Below are 18,237 nucleotides of genomic sequence, written 5' to 3' on the forward strand. Positions count from 1 at the left end.
ATATTTAGTTTTTAGGGCTTAGCGTTCCACTTATCTTTACATTAATAACCTTCGCTATTTTGGTGAACACGAGCGTTGGTATCTCAATATTATGGTCTGCGCAGGCAACATCGAAACTTGTGTAAACGGAAGCCTTACCATTTTTCAATGTGATTTTACCAGCTATGGTTCTGGCCTTACTTTCCCCATGAACGGTTAAGGTTCCTTTAACATTCACGGTGTATTCGCCGTCTTTAGCCCAGTTGATGTTTGGTTCAATATTGCCTTTAAAGGTCGCAACAGGATATTTATCGCTTTCCAGGTAATTTTCATTAAAGTGTTCCTGCATCAATTTCTTTCCGAATTCGAAACTTTTTATTGGAATTTGAAAGGCAACTTCTCCGGTTTTCGAAACAATAACGCCATTGGTTTTATTGCTTTGCGCCTTAATATCTTCTACCGGTGTAGATGAGAAAAGATTAGCTTGTATATTGCTGGCGATGTAATTTTGTGCTTTGGATGAAAACGGTGCGGAAGCAATTGCTATACCGAAAAGTAAATAGCCGAGTTGTTTTAGTTTGGTCATTGTGAGGATGATTTTTAGTTTAACTAAACCTCACGAGCCAACCCATCCATTAAAGGGGGTGCTTTGATGAGGTATTAATCTCTTTTCTTTCGAAAATCATAATCATTACGGATGCTAAACCTTTTGGGTTGCTTTGCAGTAGAAAAAAATTAGAGCGCAAAAAAAAACCGCTTCGTAAATTAATACGAAGCGGTTAAAAAGAAATAAGATTGGTTTAGTTAAAATCGGTTGTTTGCAGAGCAGGATTAACTTTAATCTCTTTTATAGAAATATTAAATTCCTGACTGCCTTGCGGCGATTGAACAGTTTGCATCAATGTGTGAGGAAATAGTACATCACCAACTTTTTTATAATCGGCATATTCTGTTATCTGCGTTATATTGGTGCCGTTTTTGGTTAATGTATTTTCTTCTTTCAACAGCAAACCGGAGTTTACATCGTAATATTCGGTTTTCTTTTTGCCCGTGGCTGAAGTTACCACAAGTTTATAAGCGTTGGCGGCGCCAACTTTTTCTGTTCCGGCAAGTTCCATTTTGCTGCCGTCGGTAGCATAAGTTAGCTGATTAAACAAACTTTTATCCGCCTTTGCCTCAGCAAGTTCTTCGGCACTCATTTCGGCTTTTTTGCCCATTTGCATCGCGTAGCCTGTGGTTCCATTAAAAGCTTGTTTCATAACCGTTTGGCCCATCATCGCAATTTCCATTGTATTTAAATTCGGTGCCATTTTTTTAAAAGTTACGCCCAACTTACTGCCTTGCATCTCCATCTCGCCAGTCTGTTGGTAAGCTGTTACCTTTTTTAACGCAGCTTCCCCGCCAATTGCATTAATGTAGTTGCTTATTATTTCTTTAGGCGACTTAGACCCAGCGCCTGCCGCTGCGGTAGTTTCTGCCTTAACGGGTGAGGCATAGTTGTCAAATTGCTTCACAGCGAAACCAGCTTTGGTTAAGCCCGGTACAAAAGCATCTGTTTTACCAACAACGACTACACGCGTATTATCGTGATTAAAATATTTTTTCGAAACCCGTAAAATATCATCAGTTGTTACGGCATTTAACTTTTGCAGATAAGTACGATAAAAATCCTTTGGTAAGTTGTTTATTAGAATGCTACTCGCAAAGCCAGCCGTGCGTGCCGGGTTTTCTAAACCCAGTGCAAACGAACCATTGTAAAGGTTTTTTGCATTCTGTAGTTCTTCTGCTGATACTTTTACAGTACGAATTGTATTTATTTCTCTTAAAAATTCTACAACAGCGCTATCTACTTTTTCGTTTCGAACAGCTGCAGTTGCCGAAAATTTCGATTGAAAACGGCCCGAGCCTGTGCTTGCATACGCACCGTATGTGAAACCGTGTTTCTCCCGCAAGTTCATAAATAACCTGGATTCTGCACCACCGCCCAAAATCTGATTTGCCAAAAGCACAGCGAAATAATCAGGGCTGCTTAAAGGTAAATCTAAAAGATTGGTTACTGTAATTTCAGATTGAACGGCATTACTAACATTAACCACGTCAACTTCGGTTTTAGCCGGGTTGCTTACTTTTGCCAAAACAGGGAGCGTTAATGGGTTACCTTTCCAATCGCCAAAGGCCTTTTCTGCTAATGCTTTTGCTGCTTCAGGTTTTATGTCGCCCACAAAAGTGAGGTAACCCCTTGATGGCGTAACGTACTTTTTATAAGCTGTTTTAACGTCATCTAAAGTAAGTCCGTTGATGGATGCTTCAGTTGTAAATTCTCCATATGGGTTTGATTTTCCGTAAGCCAAGGCATTTACAACGCGGGCAGATATCGCTTTAGCGCTCTTTTCGTTGGATTTTAAGCCTGTTAGGGTTTGCGATTTAATTTTCTCGAATGAAGCAACAGGAAATGCCGGTTGACGCAAACTTTCGGCCATTAGCATAAATGCCGGTTCAAAGTAGCGGGTTAGCGCAGAAACCGTTCCGCCAGATGCGCCGGCATTTACATCTGCACCAAGCTGGTCAACAGCCTCGTCGAACTGTGCCTTTGTTTTTGTGGTGGTGCCTTCGTTTAACATACTGCCCATTAAACTAATAACGCCAGCTTTTGCGCCTTCCGTAATCGGACCAGCATCAATACTGTAACTCGCCGATACCTTTGGCAATTTATGGTTTTCTACAACCAGCACGGTAATTCCATTGGCTAACTTATAAATAACAGGGTCGGCAACGGTAATTACAGGCGCTGGTCCTGGTTTTGGTTTTTTACTACGATCTATTGTTTGTGCCGAAATACCTTGAGCCAATAAGGAAATTGCAGCTATAATGAATATTTTCTTCATGTTTTCTAAATATTGTAAAATGAAAAGCGGTTATTTTTTTGGTAAATAGTACAAAACAACTCTTTGATTTTTGTTGAGGTATTTTTTCGCTACATCCCTGATTTCTTCACGGGTTATCGATTTAATAACATTCAACTCTTCGTTAATATCGTTTGTATCCTTATTGTGAAAGGTGTAACCATTAGCCAGGTTTTCTGCAACACCAAGCATTCTGCTGTTTGCACTTACATAACTGTTTTCGAATTGGTTTTGAAGTTTTTTGTAATCGCTTTCGCTGATTAACTCTGTTTGCAGACGTAAAACTTCTTCATCAATATCTTTCAATAAATCGTTAAGTGGTGTGTTTTTATTTGGTAAGGCAAGGGTAATGTATGCTCCATAATCTTCCAATGAGTAATTGAAAGCCGCAACTTGTAATGCAGTTTTCTTTTCATCAACCATTTTAGTGCTAAGCCTAGAACTGCCGCCGGCTGATAAAATGGAGCTAATCATACCCAACACTTTACTTTCTCTGCTTTTCATGCCAGGTACGCGGTATGCAGCAAAAATTGCCGGAATCTGGATGTTTGCATCGTAAGCCGTATCAATAATTTCTTTTGTAATTTCCGGTAGCTTATAGTCCTTTCTAACCACGTCTTTTCCTTTCGCAACTTCTGCGAAATATGCTTTAACCAAACCTCTCGTTTTCTCCACGTCGATATCGCCGGCAATGGTTAAAACGGCATTATTAGGAACGTAATATTTTTTGTTGAAGGCGATAAATTCATCAAGCCTGGCCGCATCTAAATGTGCCAGAGAACCAATCGGCTGCCAGCGGTAAGGATGCCCGTCGAAAAGGTGCGAAAATATTTTCTCGGTAAATTTACCGTAAGGAGAATTATCGATTCGTAAACGCTTTTCTTCTTTTACAACTTCATTCTGTGTTTTTACGCCTTGTTCATTTATCACAGGGTGAAGCATGCGTTCGCTTTCCAGCCACAAACCTAATTCTAACTGGTTTGAGGGAAAAACTTCGTAATAAAAAGTACGATCTTGGGAAGTATTTGCGTTATTCTGGCCACCATTACTGCTAACCAGCTTCATAAATTCTCCCTTCTTTATGTTTTTGGAGCCTTCAAAAAGTAAATGCTCAAAAAAGTGAGCAAATCCGGTACGCGTTGTATCTTCATCTTTAGAACCCACGTGATACATAACTGAAACCGCAACAACAGGCGCCGTTTTATCCTGGTGTAGAATAACATGGAGACCATTGTCTAAATCAAATTCGGTAAACTGCACTTTTTGAGCAGACACACTCAAGCACAGACCGGAAATGGCCAGAGCAAAAATAATTCTTTTTTTCATTAGATAATTTGTTTGTTTTGAATCAGTTAACAAATACCGACTTCAATTTTTTTAATAATAAGTTAATTTGGTTTTGGTTGTAACTAAACAACTAGGGGTTTGCTAAAATATATATTTCAAACAAAAAAAGCGAGTGATTACCCGCTTTTTTCAAATGATTTAACTATCTCCAGTTTTTGTATTGGTTAATGAGACCATTTGTAGAACTATCATGGCTTGAAACTTTTCCATCGCCTTCTAATTCTGGTAAAATCTTTTTGGCCAGTTGCTTACCCAGTTCCACGCCCCACTGGTCGAAACTAAAAATATTCCAGATTACGCCCTGAACAAATATTTTATGCTCATACATCGCAACCAAGCTTCCAAGCGTATATGGTGTAACTTTTTTCAGTAAAATAGAATTCGTTGGTCTGTTGCCTTCAAAAACTTTGAAAGGAGCAAGTTTGGAAATCTCTTCTTCCGATTTGCCATCCTTTTCCAGTTCAGCCGAAACCTCAGCAAGTGTTTTACCATTCATTAAAGCTTCAGTTTGTGCAAAGAAGTTCGATAAAAGAATCGGGTGATGCTCGCCCAAAGGATTTAAACTTTGCGCAGGAGCAATAAAATCTGCCGGAATAATTCGGGTACCCTGATGAATTAGCTGATAGAATGCGTGTTGACCATTTGTACCTGGTTCTCCCCAAATTATCGGGCCTGTTTCATAGTCAACTTCATTGCCGTTTCTATCTACATGCTTTCCATTGCTTTCCATATCGCCTTGTTGAAAATAGGCTGCAAAGCGATGCATATATTGATCGTAAGGTAAAATAACCTGCGTTTCTGCGTTATAGAAATTGATGTACCAAACGCCAAGCAAACCTAAAATAACGGGCAAATTACTTTCAAATTCGGCTGTTTTGAAATGGTTATCGGTAGCGTGGGCCCCTGCTAATAACTCCTTAAAGTTATCGAAACCGATACTTAATGAAATCGAAAGACCAATTGCGCTCCAAAGGGAATAGCGTCCGCCAACCCAATCCCAAAACTCAAACATGTTCTCGGTATCAATTCCGAAAGCAGATACATCTTTCGCATTTGTTGAAAGTGCTGCAAAATGCTTCGCAATATCGTTCTCTTTACCACCTTTTTCTAAGAACCACGAACGTGCAGAATGCGCATTCGTCATAGTTTCTTGTGTGGTAAATGTTTTAGAAGCCACAAGAAACAAGGTTGTTTCTGCATTTAAAGCGGCTAAAGTTTCTGCAATATGTGTTCCGTCAATGTTTGAAACGAAATGTATATTGACGTGATTTTTATAGTGTTTTAGCGCCTCAGTTACCATCACCGGACCTAAATCGGATCCGCCGATGCCAATGTTTACAATGTCTGTTAGTGCTTTTCCGGTATATCCTTTCCATTCTCCGCTGATAATGCTGTTGCTGAATTTTTCCATTTTGGCTAAAACAGCATTAACTTCCGGCATTACATCTTTGCCATCAACCAAAATTGGCGTATTGCTTAGGTTGCGTAAGGCGATGTGTAACACCGAGCGATCTTCAGTCTCATTGATTTTATCGCCGGCATACATGGACTTTATTGCTTCATCCAATTTGCATTCGCGGGCCAGTTGCATCAGCAAAGCCAAAGTTTCATCATTAATTCGGTTTTTACTGTAATCCAGTAAAATGTTTTCAAAAAAAACAGAAAATTTTTCGAAACGACTGGCATCCTCAGCAAAAAGATCTTTAATGCTTTTTTGATTGATGTCTATGAAATGATCAGCCAGGTACTTATAAGCTGCGGTTTCTGTAAAGTTTATTTTCGGTAACATAATTCTTTCTTTTTGTAAAAGTAATAAAGCAAATATTTAAAACAGTCTTTTTAATGTTCAAAAATTACATTTCATTATTTATTTTAAACAAGTAACTTAGAGGTATATCCCGTGTGTTTCAATACATCCTATTTTGTATTCATTAAACACAAACATTATGTTAGAAAACTTAAATGAATTAGTGCGTGAGAACGTACAGGAGAGCGTTGTTAACAATAACAATGTACCAAATGAACACAACGAAGCCGTTATTCAGGCTGCATCGGGTTCTATTTTTGATAGCTTGAAAGATCAGCTTACTTCAGGCAATGTTAGCGGTTTGGCAGAAATTTTCAACTCGGGCAATGCTGAAGGTTCTGCTGTAACCCAACAAGCCGCTGGCAGTTTTACCGATAAGTTAGCCGGATTAGGTATAAATGCGGAGACTGCAAAAGGACTGGCTGCCACAATAATTCCGACAATCTTAAGTAAGCTTACGCAGAAAACCGCAGATCCAAACAATAGTGCTTTCAATATAAAAGACATATTGGGGAGTTTAGCTGGCGGTGCCGATGGCAAATTTGATGTAAGCGATGTTATTGGCATGTTTAACGGAGGCGGCCAGGCACAGGCCGGTGGAACAACCGCTTCTGGTGGCATTATGGATAAGCTGAGAGGCTTGTTTAACTAAACTTTATAAGGCTTTATGTTACGCATAAAGCCTTTTTTATTAATAAGTAAATTTAATCCCTGTATGAAAAAAATCTACATTCTGTTTTTGCTAACGATTTGTTCTGGTGCTTTTGCTCAAAAATCAGTTTTGAATGTTGCAGTTTCCAAAAAAGCTGACGCTATCGAACAAAAAGTTATCACCTGGCGTCGCGACTTTCATGAGCATCCGGAATTAGGGAATAACGAAATTCGGACTGCAGGTATAATCGCGAAGCACTTAGCGGCTTTAGGGATTAAGGTAACTACCGGCGTTGCTAAAACAGGCGTAGTTGGCATTTTAAAAGGCGGTAAACCTGGTCCAGTTGTAGCGTTAAGGGCAGATATGGATGGCTTGCCAGTTACCGAAAGGGTTGATGTGCCTTTCGCTTCGAAGGTTAAGGCACAATATAACGGGCAAGAGGTTGGGGTTATGCATGCCTGCGGACATGATAGCCACGTTGCAATTCTAATGGGCGTGGCAGAGGTTCTGGCTTCCATGCAAAAAGATATTTCAGGCACGGTGAAATTCATTTTTCAACCCGCAGAAGAAGGCGTTTCTGCAGGGGAAGAGGGTGGTGCTGCCTTGATGATTAAGGAAGGTGTACTCGAAAGCCCCAAGGTGGATGTAATTTTCGGTTTGCACATTAACTCGCAAACTGAAGTAGGCGATGTAACTTACAAACCCGGAGGAACAATGGCAGCCGTAAATGATATGAAAATTACGGTTACAGGCCGGCAGGCGCATGGCGCATATCCGTGGAGCAGTATAGACCCGATTGTTATTTCTGCCCAAATCATTAACAACCTTCAAACTATAGTTAGCCGCAATTTGAATGTTACGGAGAACCCTGGTGTGGTAACCATTGGTGCCGTTAATGGCGGTGTTCGCTCAAACATCATCCCCGAAAAAGTAGAAATGCTTGGAACCGTTCGTAATTTTAGTAAGGAAGATGAAGCTATGTTTATCGAACGGATAAAAACAATTGCGACAAAAACCGCAGAGGCTGGGGGTGGAAAAGCCGAGGTTAAAATTCCTTACAGTAACCATTATCCGGTAACTTATAACAATGTTGCCTTAACAGAGAAGATGTTACCGAGCATGCAGGCCACAGCAGGCGCCGCCCATGTAAAGTTAAGGCCGCCAGTTACCGGTGCCGAAGATTTTTCTTTCTTCCAGGAGAAAGTGCCGGGTTTATTCGTGTTTTTGGGTGGCATGCCAAAGGGAAAAGACCCCATGAAAGCGCCATCACACCATACACCTGATTTTTACCTGGATGAAAGTGGATTTGTTTTAGGTGTAAAGCTGTTGGCTAATTTAACGTTGGATTACATGGCCATAAAAAAGTAGACTGCACATCAAAAAAAATGGACAAACGAATAAATTAAAAGGCAAAAAATTTTTAATTAACTACATTTGCCATTATGACCAAAGAACAAATACAGGATTTAAGAGATAGAGTAACATCTCTGAGGAGGCATCTTTGACGTTGATGAGCTACTTTACGCTATTCGCGAAGAGGAAAAATTAACGATGGCTCCCAATTTCTGGGACGACCCTAAAAAAGCAGAAAAAATTCTTGCCGAAATAAGTTCCAAAAAAAAGTGGACAGATGGTTTTGAGAAAACACATAACGCTGTAGAAGATGCCGCGGTGATGTTTGATTTTTTTCAATCTGGAGATGCTTCGGAAGAAGAATTACAAGAGCAATTCGATACCAGTAAACAAGCCGTTGCAGATTTGGAGTTAAAAAATATGCTCCGCAATAAAGAAGATCAGCTTTCTGCAGTGATGCAAATTACCGCAGGTGCCGGGGGTACCGAGAGTTGCGACTGGGCCTACATGCTTATGCGTATGTACATGATGTGGGGAGAAAAAAATGGCTACAAAATCACCGAACAGGATAGCCAGGAGGGTGATATTGCGGGCATTAAATCGGTTACGCTTCAGTTTGACGGTGATTTTTCTTACGGCTATCTGAAAGGTGAAAATGGTGTCCATCGTTTGGTGCGCATATCTCCTTTTGATTCTAATGCACGCCGCCACACATCTTTTGCTTCTGTTTACGTATACCCGCTGGTTGATGAAACCATCGAGATTTACATTAATCCTGCTGATGTTGAGTTTGAAACATTCAGGGCGGGTGGTGCCGGTGGACAAAATGTAAACAAAGTGGAAACTGCTGTTCGCTTGTACCACAAACCGTCAGGTATAATCATTAAAAACCAGGAATCAAGGTCGCAGCTTCAAAACAAAGAAAACGCCTTAAGGCTTCTGAAATCTCAGCTTTATGAAATTGAACAGCGTAAGCGTAATGAAGAAATTGCTGCAATCGAAGGTTCGAAAAAGAAAATTGAGTGGGGCTCGCAAATCAGGAGTTACGTTTTAGATGATAGAAGAGTTAAGGATCATCGTACAAACTACCAAACATCCAATCCTCAGGCTGTACTTGATGGAGATATTGACGAATTTTTGAAGGCATACTTAATGGAATTTTAATTGAATACTTATGGTAAAATCGTTTTTTCTCTTAATCGCACTTTCTATGGCAACATATTCATCGAACGCACAGCAGGTTGTGCCATTATATGCCGACTCGGTTCACGGAGCGAAGCCAACACCTGCCACATACGTTGAAAATACAGAGGTTCGTGCCAACGGTACACTGAGCATCACAAAGGTTTCGATACCAACGCTAACGGTTTTTGAAGCACCAAAAGATATTGCCAACGGAACTGCGGTGATTATTTGTCCGGGTGGAGGGTATGCTGCGCTGGCTTTTAGTCACGAAGGCACTGATGTTGCAAAACGTTTTAACGCAATCGGAATAACGGCTTTTGTTTTAAAGTACAGGTTGCCCAGTGATGAGATAATGACTGATAAGACTTATGCCCTGTTGCAGGATATTGAGCAGGCCATGTACCTGGTAAGAAAAGACGCGAAAAAATACAACATCAAACCGAACAAAATTGGGATAATGGGATTTTCTGCGGGCGGCCACTTAGCATCAACGTTATTGGTACATTATAACGATTTGAAGATTTCTAATCGGGAAAAATTAAGTTTAAAGCCAGCTTTTGCTGCGTTGATTTATCCAGTAATCAGTTTCGAAGAGTCTGTGCACACCGGTACAATGAAAAACCTGCTCGGGCCCAATCCTCCGGAAAATTTGAAACAATATTTTTCAGCAAATAAAAATGTAACCAAGAAAACTTCGCCTGTGTTTTTGGTTCATGCGAAAGACGATAAAACTGTTCCGGTAGCAAACAGCATTCTTTTAAACGAGGCGTTGCATCAAAACGGCGTCGATTCAGAAATTTATCTTTACGAAAATGGCGGCCACGGCTTTGGCCTGGTAAATAAGACTTCAGATGTTGACTGGTTTAATTTACTTTCGGCCTGGTTAAAAGAAGAGAAATTCTAGAGGAAACTATTGCTCCTTAATGGTTTTATCAATTACACTTAACAAACCATCCGTATAGGCATCGTCTGTTAATTCCCAAAACATAATTCCATTAAGTTTTTTATTGATAACGTATTTCGTTTTCAGTGAAATTGATTTCGGGTCATCAAATGTTGCAAGCCTTTTGGTTTCGGCATTGTAATAATATGGCGCTTTTGCAATTTCGTCCCAGTAATATTTGTAGCCTTTATCTACTGAAAACTCTTTGCTAAAGTTTTTGAACGATACACCATTAACAAATTTTGTTGGTTGGTATAATCCCTGGTTAGCATCGGTGGAGTTCTCGAAAATCCTTGCATAAAACGCAGCCCCTAAAGCGATTTTATGAGCAGGTACGCCCATTTTAATTAGCTCTGAAACTGCATAATCTCCGGAGAGTGGCAGTTGTGTAGTTGAGTAAAGCGGTGTATGATGACCGCTTACTGTTGCGTAACCGCTAACTAAATCATAAGTCATCAGGTTAACACGGTCAACCAATGGCATAATTTCATTCCATTCGAAGCAAGAATCGATACAGTTTTTTGTTCCACCGGCAGCAAAACTTATGTCCGCTTTTTTGCCTAGCTTTTTCCGCAGTTCTTTAATTAACAGGGTAAAATTATGTTTGTCGTCTTCGGTGTAGCGGTGTCCCGGAAAGCCGGCCACCGCCGGATATTCCCAATCGATATCAATACCATCAGCCTTAAAAAAATTGAGTAATTCTTTTGTTGTTTTTGCAAAAGTTTTACGGCCATCGGCCCGGCTAAATACTTCCGAACAATTTGCGCATGCACTCCAGCCACCCATTGCCATCATCACTTTTAAATCTGGGTTTCGCTTTTTTAAATCGACCATTTTTAAAATCAACGCCGAATCTTTAGCAGAATGAATGTTCATGCTGTCGCCTTTCAGATGTCCGAAACTGTAAATTAAATGGCTTATTTTTTCAATCGGAAAACTATCTATAAGGGTGCCTCCGCCGCCGGTATAATAGGCAATAACGTTAGGCTTATATTTTTGCTGTGCATTTGAAGTTAATCCACAAAAGATAGAAAGCAAGATTACTGCGGCTACTCTATAAAAGTTGTTCGTTCGGAATGATGACTCAGGCATTAGCTATTGGGATGTATCTTGTTCTGAAATAATTTTTTGAAGTTCGTTAAGTTCGGCGACTTTTTCCGTAGCGCCGGCATTTTCATATGCAGAAATCAAATTTCTAATCACCCGGCGGATAATGTCAGTATTACTGCAAGGCCTGTAATATTCTGGTAAAGCCTCCAGATTTAGCTGTCTCAGAAACTGATCTACATCGTGTTTTCCAAAGATGTTGCCTTTGTTAAATGCATTTATGTAAAACAAAACACCGTATTCTGTGCCTTCCTGCTTACTTTCATCAATAAAGCCTAATATGAAATGCTGGGGTAAATTGATTCCATAAATTGGCATATCTAGTTTTTGAGCCAGCGTAGAATATATGATTGCCAGAGAAATCTGGTTTCCTTTTTTACTTTCTAAAACCTGATTTAAGTAAGAATTCTGCGGATCGTGATGGTTTTTAGTGTTGCCGCCAAAACCGAATTGTTGGTATAAAACATGGTTTATCAGTTTCACTTTCTCTACCGAACTCATCTCATATTGAAGACCCAGCCAGATTTCACGCTTAATTTCCTCGAGCTGATTGATAACTTTTTGCTCGTCTAAATCAGGGTATTGGTATCTGTTAATGATTAAAGCGCCCTGAAGCAAATCGAAGGCACCGCTTAAATACCATAGGTTTAGATCTTCCTTAACGGTTTTGAACTGAATTTGGTGAACAATATTTTCAATACGTTCCTGAAGTAGGCCATCAAAAGACTGCTCCCATGCATTTTCAAGAAAATGAATTACCTCTCCACCATATTCAAGTAGTCTTTGCTCTACATGCTGATAAACTTCTTCATCAGGATCATCAAGCAATTTTACTAAAGCGCTTATCTCTGTGTTATTTTCCATAAAACATACATACGTTTGCGGGGTTTAATTACTTTTGCAACAGTTATGATAATTCAATTTATTACCGATTACCTTAAACACCGTTTAACTGCTAAAACCAGACATGGAACGCACTCGCCATTCGTTTACAAGCTAGCAGACGAGGTAATTTACGATTTTAGCGACAAATTTGAATACAAAAATATTGAAGCTCAGCGAAAAAAACTTTTTAATGACGATTCTGTAATTACTGTCACCGACCTGGGAGCGGGCTCTCAGCTAAACAAGAACCGAACAAAGAAAGTTAGTCAGATTGCTAAAAATGCGCTGAAAAGTCCGCGTTTGGCTAAGCTTATTTATCGTTTAGCACAAAATACGAAGCCCAGAACAGCCATAGAGCTTGGTACCTGTTTGGGCATTACAACTGCATACCTTTCAAAAGCTAGTCCGGAAGCTCACATAATTACCATAGAAGGCTGCCCTGAAACAGCTAATGTAGCCAGAAAAAACTTCAAAGATCTAGATTCAGATAATATAGAATTGCATGTAGGAAATTTCGATGAAATTCTTCCTGATATTATTTCAAGGCAACCAACCCTCGATTTTGTTTACATTGATGGCAACCACCGAAAAGATGCTACCTTAAATTATTTTAAATGGTGCCTGCCAAAAGTTACCGAAAATTCTTTACTCATTTTTGATGATATTTACTGGAGCCAGGGGATGAAGGAAGCCTGGAAGCAAATTAAAAGCCATCCTGATGTAACTGTTACTATAGATTTGTTTTGGATCGGATTGGTTTATTTTAAAAAAGGCCAGGCAAAAGAACACTTCAAACTTAAATTTAAACAATAATGAAAATCGAACCTAAATTAAACGGAATCCAGAAGTTAACAGCCTTATATGTTTTGCTGCTTAGTTTTCTTGCCGGCGTTTTAGCGTACTTAGGTTCATTATTTATTCACACCACTCTGCTAACCCATTTAATGCTCGGCTGGGATTTTTTTTGTGTTTCTTTAATTGGCCTTCATTGGTATATGTTTTACCATACCTCTGCAGTACAAACACACTTAAAAGCAAAAATGCAGGATGAAACCAGAGGAGAAATATTTGCAATAGTTGTGGTATCTACCTTCGCAGGCTTACTAGCGGTTATTCTTCTGCTGTTAGATAAGGAAATTAAAACACTTGATTTGGTTACCGCAATTTCCGGGATGTTTTTATCCTGGGGGCTGGTTCACACCACATTTACCATGCGTTATGCGCACTTATTTTATGGTAATAGCAACAGTAAAAATGGCGGACTCGATTTTCCGGGAAATGAGGAACCCGATTTTATAGATTTTGCCTACTTCTCTTTTGTAATCGGAATGACTTTTCAGGTTTCTGATGTCGAAATCTCCTCAAGACGGATTAGAAGGCTTACTCTGCTACATAGTATAATCTCCTTTATCTTTAATACCGTTATTGTTGCGTTAACAATTAATGCACTGGCCGGCTTAAGTAAATAACTTTTCTATAATCTTATCTTACTGTTTATCAAATACTTAAATTTAAAAACGGTTTATTCAGTTATATAACGTAACTTATAGTTGTATAACTGAAAAATAAGTTATAAGTTTGGGTATGGAAGAACTTACCAAAACAGAAGAGCGCATTATGCACGTTTTTTGGAAACTGCAAAAGGCTTTTGTTAAAGATATTATCGACGAATTGGATGAAGAGCCTAAACCACCTTATAACACCATTTCTTCCATTGTTCGCTTGCTGGAGAAAAAGGGTTACCTAAACTATAAAGCTTACGGTAAAACCTACGAGTATTTCCCTGCAATTTCCAAAGATGAATACGCCAAAACAACTTTCTCCAAAATGTTTTCGATCTATTTCGATAGTTCGCCTGCCAGTCTTTTATCCTTCATGGTTAAAGAAGAAAAGTTTAGTGAAAAAGATATAGAAGAAATCAAACAACTCATTAATGAAAATTCCAAACTATGATTTTAATTTATCTGTTGAAGGTTTCGGTTTGTTTGCTGGTGTTTTTTGCAGCTTATAAATTTTTACTGGGGAAACTTACCTTTTTTAAACTTAACAGGCTTTATCTGTTATCAGGCTTACTAATCTGCTTCCTCATTCCGGTGTTAACTATCGAGCAAAAGCGAGAAGTAGCGGTACATCATCCTGTTTTGAATTCCGAAATAGTTTACAGCACCGATCATTCCGTTGAGCGTGAACTGAATCAGGGAGGCTCGACTATTTTTAACTTCAATTGGCTTGATATTGGAGCATATGCTTACGTTTTTGTTGCCTTTGTTTTGCTCCTAAAATGCGTTATCACCATAGTGCATATCAGGCAACGCTTAAAAAAATATACCATCATCGAAAGCGATTCTATAATATTTGTTTCGGCCAATTCCAAAATCAAGAATTGCTCTTTTTTTAACAAAATAGTTGTTGATGCATCACTTTCGGAGCATGCAAAAGCACTAATTATTAAGCATGAATCAATCCATGTTAATCAGATTCATATCTTCGATAAGCTAGTTGTGAATCTCGCGAGCTGTATTTTATGGTTGAATCCTGTTATTTACCTCTGGAAACGGGAAATAGATAATAACCACGAGTTTTTAGCAGACGAAGCCACCACCAAAACTACCGACAAAGGTTCTTATGCAACTTTACTTTTAAAGCTCGCCATGCCAGCTGGTAATTTAGTCATTAATACTTTTAGCAGGCTTCCCCTAAAGAACAGAATTTTTATGTTGTACAAAAAGCCTGATTCTGCTGTCCGAAAGATGTCTTATTTAATTACAATTCCAATTATTTCCTTTTGCTGTTTGGCTTTTGTAAATAAAAAGGAGGTGGTAATAAGGAAATTCATTGCTGAGCATAATAAAGTTGATTACCGCCCGAAAGCAGTTGAAGAATCAGTCGTTGTTTCGCCAAAGCATGCTACGGATGCCGATAAAAAGCCTGTTGCCACTGATACAATTTCCAGCAAAAAACAAACTTTACTGGGCTCGATTTTTCCAGTCCGCAACCTTTCTTTAGAAGATGCTCCAAAACATAAAATAGTTACTTCTGAAATTAACCATTTAGCTACAGGCAGGGAATTGGTTTTAGTTGTTGATGCCGGACACGGCGGCAGGGATGGGGCTTCAAAAAGTGCATCTGGCATTGCCGAAAAGGACCTTAATTTACGTGCGGCGCAAATTTTGAAAGAAGAAGCGACTAAGCGAAATATAAAAGTTATCCTCACCCGTGAGCGTGATAAGATGATTCCATTGAGAGAGCGTTTGCCGGATGAAGGTGCTACTGCTTTCATTTCCATACACCACAATTCTACGCCAAAACCGAATATGCATGTGCCTTTCGAAGGGTTAGAAGTTATTGTATCTAAGCAAAACCCAAACATTAAGGATGCAGAAAAATTCGGTTTTAATGTTTTAAAAAGTTTAAGGCAATTCGATGGACTGTCCGTACGCGATTCATTAAAGGATGCAAGTCTGCTGTTGTTGAGAGAATCGAAAGTTCCTGCAATTGTTATAGAATTAGGAAACATTAGCAGCGAAAAAAGCCTTGCATATTTTAGCGATGAGAAAAACTTAAGGCAAATATGTAACCTGGTATTAGACGGATTTACGGCCTTCACAAAATCATAAAATTTTGATCATGGAATTACTAGGCTACCTTTTGAAAGTAAGTGCCAAACTATGTGCCTTAATCCAATTCGATTGAAATGCTCAGATTTTTATCAGTTGCAATTCTAATTTGCATTACCTCAACTTTAAATGCTCAATTTAAAATTCATGGAACTATCTCGCAAAGCGGAAGGGCTGTTTCGGGAGTAACTATATCAGTTTCAAATACACTTAAATTTCGTAGCGTAACGCAAAGCGATACTTTAGGCTACTTTTTTTTCAAAAACCTACAGGCAGGAACCTATAAAGTTCATTTTTCATCTCTAAATTTTAAACCAAAAGAGCTCCCGGTTTTGTTAAAAGGCGACACCACGATCCGCATAAGCCTGGAGGATTTTACAAAACAGTTGAGAGAGGTAGATGTTAATTTTAAGAAACTACTCATCGAAAAAAAAGTCGACAGGATTGTTTTTAATGCCGAAAACAGCACGGCAGCAATCGGGACGGATGCCTTGGAATTGCTCGCAAAAGTGCCTGGGGTACGGGTGTTAAATGACAGACTTTCGTTGGTAGGAAAAAGTAGTGTAAATGTTATGGTTAATGACAAGCTGATTCAATTAATGGATGATGATTTGTCAAATTACTTGAAATCGATTTCTTCCGATAACATTTCTAAAATTGAGGTAATTACGAATCCTCCCTCAAATTATGATGCACAAGGCAATAACGGACTGATCAACATTGTACTAAAAAAGAACATGCCCGAAGGCTTTCGTGGCGCTGTAAATTCGACGTTTTCGAAGGCAACTTATGCGACTGGTGCTGCTGGTGGTAATCTCAGTTTCAAAAAAGATAAAATCTCGTTGTACACAAACTTCAACATTAGGAAAGGATCATTAGTTCCGCTAGAAAAGAGCAGCATTTTTTATGAAAACCAAACCTGGAACACGGTTAACAGAGACAGGAATTTTAGAACTGTGCCAGGCGGCCAAATCGGCCTGGATTATGAACTTTCTCAAAAAACCATCCTTGGGGCATCTTATAATGGCAGTTTGACGAACTTTCGGTCTGAGGAAAATATTAAAACCAATGTTTTAAACAAATCCGGACTTATCGATTCAATCCTGAACTCAGATGCAAACGCCAGCATAAAATCGCACTTTCATGCGGCAAACTTCTACCTTAAACAAGCTTTAGATTCGGCGGGTAAGCGGCTTACATTTACGGCCGACTGGTTTAAATATATGGATGATAAAAGCAGGTTTTTCAATAACACAAGTTACAAGCAAAACGGGGAAGTTATTCCACTTTCTTATGCAGAATATTTATCAGAAAGTGCCCAGCATATAAATTTATACACGTTGAAAGCTGATGTTGATATGCCGTCGAAAGTCTATAATTTCTCGTTCGGCGCCAAACTTAGTTTTATTCAGAGTAACAGCAACCTTGCTTTCTTTATAAAGCAAAACGGGCTTTATCAACCGGATCAAAGTCAGCTAAATAACTTTATTTATCGGGAAAGTACGCAGGCGGGATATGTAAATCTGAGCAGAAAATTTAAAAAGATTGATTTTCAGGCTGGCTTGAGAGGTGAATATTCCCAGATAAATGGCCTATCGATTAACCAAATTACCAAGACTAAATATTTCCAGCTGTTTCCAACACTATTTATTACTTACAAGGCCAATGGAAATAGTTTGTTCTCCGCAAATTATGGTCGGAGGATTAACCGGCCGGCTTATAAAAAGCTAAATCCATTTCGTTGGTATAGCAATCAATATGCTTACACTGAAGGAAATCCTTTCTTGCAGCCTTCCTATAATAACAACATTGAAGTTGCACACACCTATAAAAGCATTTTCACAACAACTTTATCTTTCGGGAGGTTAACCAATGGATATAATGACGTCAACTTTGTTGATGGAAATACAAATATCCAGGTTACTAAACCACTAAATTTTGTAACGGGAAGCAGTTATCAGCTCGGCAACTCCTTTGTTTATAATAGGCAAAAGTGGCTGGAAAGCATAAATCAAATCGATGTTTTTTATAATGTCTCGAAATCGACCTTGCCTCAAACCCTCAGTAATTTAAAGGGTTTTGGAGCATATTTTTCCACTGTTAATCAATTTGTATTAAATCAATCTAAAACAATTTTAGGCGACCTCAGTTTTTGGTATCAGTTTCCGTCCGTTGATGGATTGAATAAAAATAGAAGCCAGTATAACCTCGATTTGGGTCTTAAAACTTTGCTGTTAAATAAAAAACTTCAGTTTGCATTAAACGTTTCTGATGTCTTCAAATCAAATAAATATCAATTCACCAGTGTTGTAAATAACATTCCGCAAGCTTACAATAACTATTACGATAGTCGCCAGCTTCGTATCAGCATTCGTTTTAATTTTGGGAATGAAAAAATAAAACAATCAGATAGAAAAACAGGAAACGAGGAAGAACGTAAGCGGAGCAATTAGTTATTT

15 protein-coding genes are annotated in these 18,237 nt (G+C 38.9%); 9 read left to right on the plus strand and 6 right to left on the minus strand.

Annotated features, from left to right (window positions below; translation table 11 throughout):
* Nucleotides 1-4 precede the first annotated feature (4 nt).
* From ASG14_RS03235 to pgi, 4 genes are all read right to left on the minus strand, one after another.
* A complete protein-coding gene (locus ASG14_RS03235; protein ID WP_056869603.1) occupies nucleotides 5-565 on the minus strand; it encodes a YceI family protein in 561 nt (186 codons plus the stop codon).
* A gap of 214 nt (nucleotides 566-779) precedes the next feature.
* A complete protein-coding gene (locus ASG14_RS03240; protein ID WP_056869604.1) occupies nucleotides 780-2,864 on the minus strand; it encodes a pitrilysin family protein in 2,085 nt (694 codons plus the stop codon).
* Between the two features lie 30 nt (nucleotides 2,865-2,894).
* Nucleotides 2,895-4,208 carry a pitrilysin family protein gene (locus ASG14_RS03245; RefSeq protein ID WP_056869605.1) on the minus strand — a complete coding sequence of 438 codons (1,314 nt, stop codon included), beginning with the start codon at nucleotides 4,206-4,208 and terminating at the stop codon, nucleotides 2,895-2,897.
* Between the two features lie 163 nt (nucleotides 4,209-4,371).
* A complete protein-coding gene (gene pgi / locus ASG14_RS03250; protein ID WP_056869606.1) occupies nucleotides 4,372-6,018 on the minus strand; it encodes a glucose-6-phosphate isomerase in 1,647 nt (548 codons plus the stop codon).
* Between the two features lie 157 nt (nucleotides 6,019-6,175).
* On the opposite strand from pgi, the gene ASG14_RS03255 reads away from it, so the two are divergent.
* From ASG14_RS03255 to ASG14_RS03270, 4 genes are all read left to right on the plus strand, one after another.
* Nucleotides 6,176-6,688 (plus strand): hypothetical protein, encoded by a 513-nt coding sequence (locus ASG14_RS03255; RefSeq protein ID WP_056869607.1) that lies wholly within the window; start codon nucleotides 6,176-6,178, stop codon nucleotides 6,686-6,688.
* Nucleotides 6,689-6,751: 63 nt separating this feature from the next.
* A complete protein-coding gene (locus ASG14_RS03260) occupies nucleotides 6,752-8,056 on the plus strand; it encodes an amidohydrolase (protein ID WP_056869608.1) in 1,305 nt (434 codons plus the stop codon).
* Between the two features lie 74 nt (nucleotides 8,057-8,130).
* Nucleotides 8,131-9,205 (plus strand): peptide chain release factor 2 gene (prfB, locus tag ASG14_RS03265; RefSeq protein ID WP_157274816.1). Its coding sequence is split into 2 segments (ribosomal slippage): nucleotides 8,131-8,190 and nucleotides 8,192-9,205, totalling 1,074 coding nucleotides; the frame shifts between segments, so codons are not numbered across the junction.
* Nucleotides 9,206-9,251: 46 nt separating this feature from the next.
* Nucleotides 9,252-10,130, plus strand: a complete 879-nt coding sequence (locus tag ASG14_RS03270; RefSeq protein WP_235528499.1) for an alpha/beta hydrolase — start codon at nucleotides 9,252-9,254, stop codon at nucleotides 10,128-10,130.
* Between the two features lie 6 nt (nucleotides 10,131-10,136).
* Here the strand turns inward: ASG14_RS03270 and ASG14_RS03275 are convergent, their stop codons facing one another.
* Nucleotides 10,137-11,261: a glycoside hydrolase family 18 protein gene (locus tag ASG14_RS03275; RefSeq protein ID WP_082491318.1), complete on the minus strand. Its 1,125-nt coding sequence runs from the start codon at nucleotides 11,259-11,261 to the stop codon at nucleotides 10,137-10,139.
* A 3-nt stretch (nucleotides 11,262-11,264) separates the two neighbouring features.
* Nucleotides 11,265-12,140, minus strand: coding sequence for a transglutaminase-like domain-containing protein (locus ASG14_RS03280; RefSeq protein ID WP_056869610.1), 876 nt, complete (start codon nucleotides 12,138-12,140; stop codon nucleotides 11,265-11,267).
* Nucleotides 12,141-12,185: 45 nt separating this feature from the next.
* On the opposite strand from ASG14_RS03280, the gene ASG14_RS03285 reads away from it, so the two are divergent.
* The 5 genes from ASG14_RS03285 (at nucleotide 12,186) to ASG14_RS03305 (ending at nucleotide 18,231) form a co-directional block, all read left to right on the plus strand.
* Entirely contained in the window at nucleotides 12,186-12,974 is a 789-nt protein-coding gene (locus ASG14_RS03285) for an O-methyltransferase (RefSeq protein ID WP_056869611.1), read from the plus strand.
* Complete coding sequence (locus ASG14_RS03290) at nucleotides 12,974-13,630, plus strand: DUF1345 domain-containing protein (RefSeq protein ID WP_056869612.1); 657 nt, start codon at nucleotides 12,974-12,976, stop codon at nucleotides 13,628-13,630. The genes ASG14_RS03285 and ASG14_RS03290 overlap by 1 nt, the downstream gene beginning before the upstream one ends.
* A gap of 115 nt (nucleotides 13,631-13,745) precedes the next feature.
* Entirely contained in the window at nucleotides 13,746-14,114 is a 369-nt protein-coding gene (locus ASG14_RS03295; protein ID WP_056869613.1) for a BlaI/MecI/CopY family transcriptional regulator, read from the plus strand.
* A complete protein-coding gene (locus tag ASG14_RS03300; protein WP_056869614.1) occupies nucleotides 14,111-15,778 on the plus strand; it encodes an N-acetylmuramoyl-L-alanine amidase in 1,668 nt (555 codons plus the stop codon). The genes ASG14_RS03295 and ASG14_RS03300 overlap by 4 nt, the downstream gene beginning before the upstream one ends.
* Nucleotides 15,779-15,855: 77 nt before the next feature.
* A complete protein-coding gene (locus ASG14_RS03305; RefSeq protein ID WP_056869615.1) occupies nucleotides 15,856-18,231 on the plus strand; it encodes a TonB-dependent receptor in 2,376 nt (791 codons plus the stop codon).
* The last annotated feature ends 6 nt before the right edge of the window (nucleotides 18,232-18,237 follow it).

Origin of the sequence: Pedobacter sp. Leaf194 (assembly GCF_001423945.1) — a bacterium.
Lineage (GTDB): Bacteria > Bacteroidota > Bacteroidia > Sphingobacteriales > Sphingobacteriaceae > Pedobacter.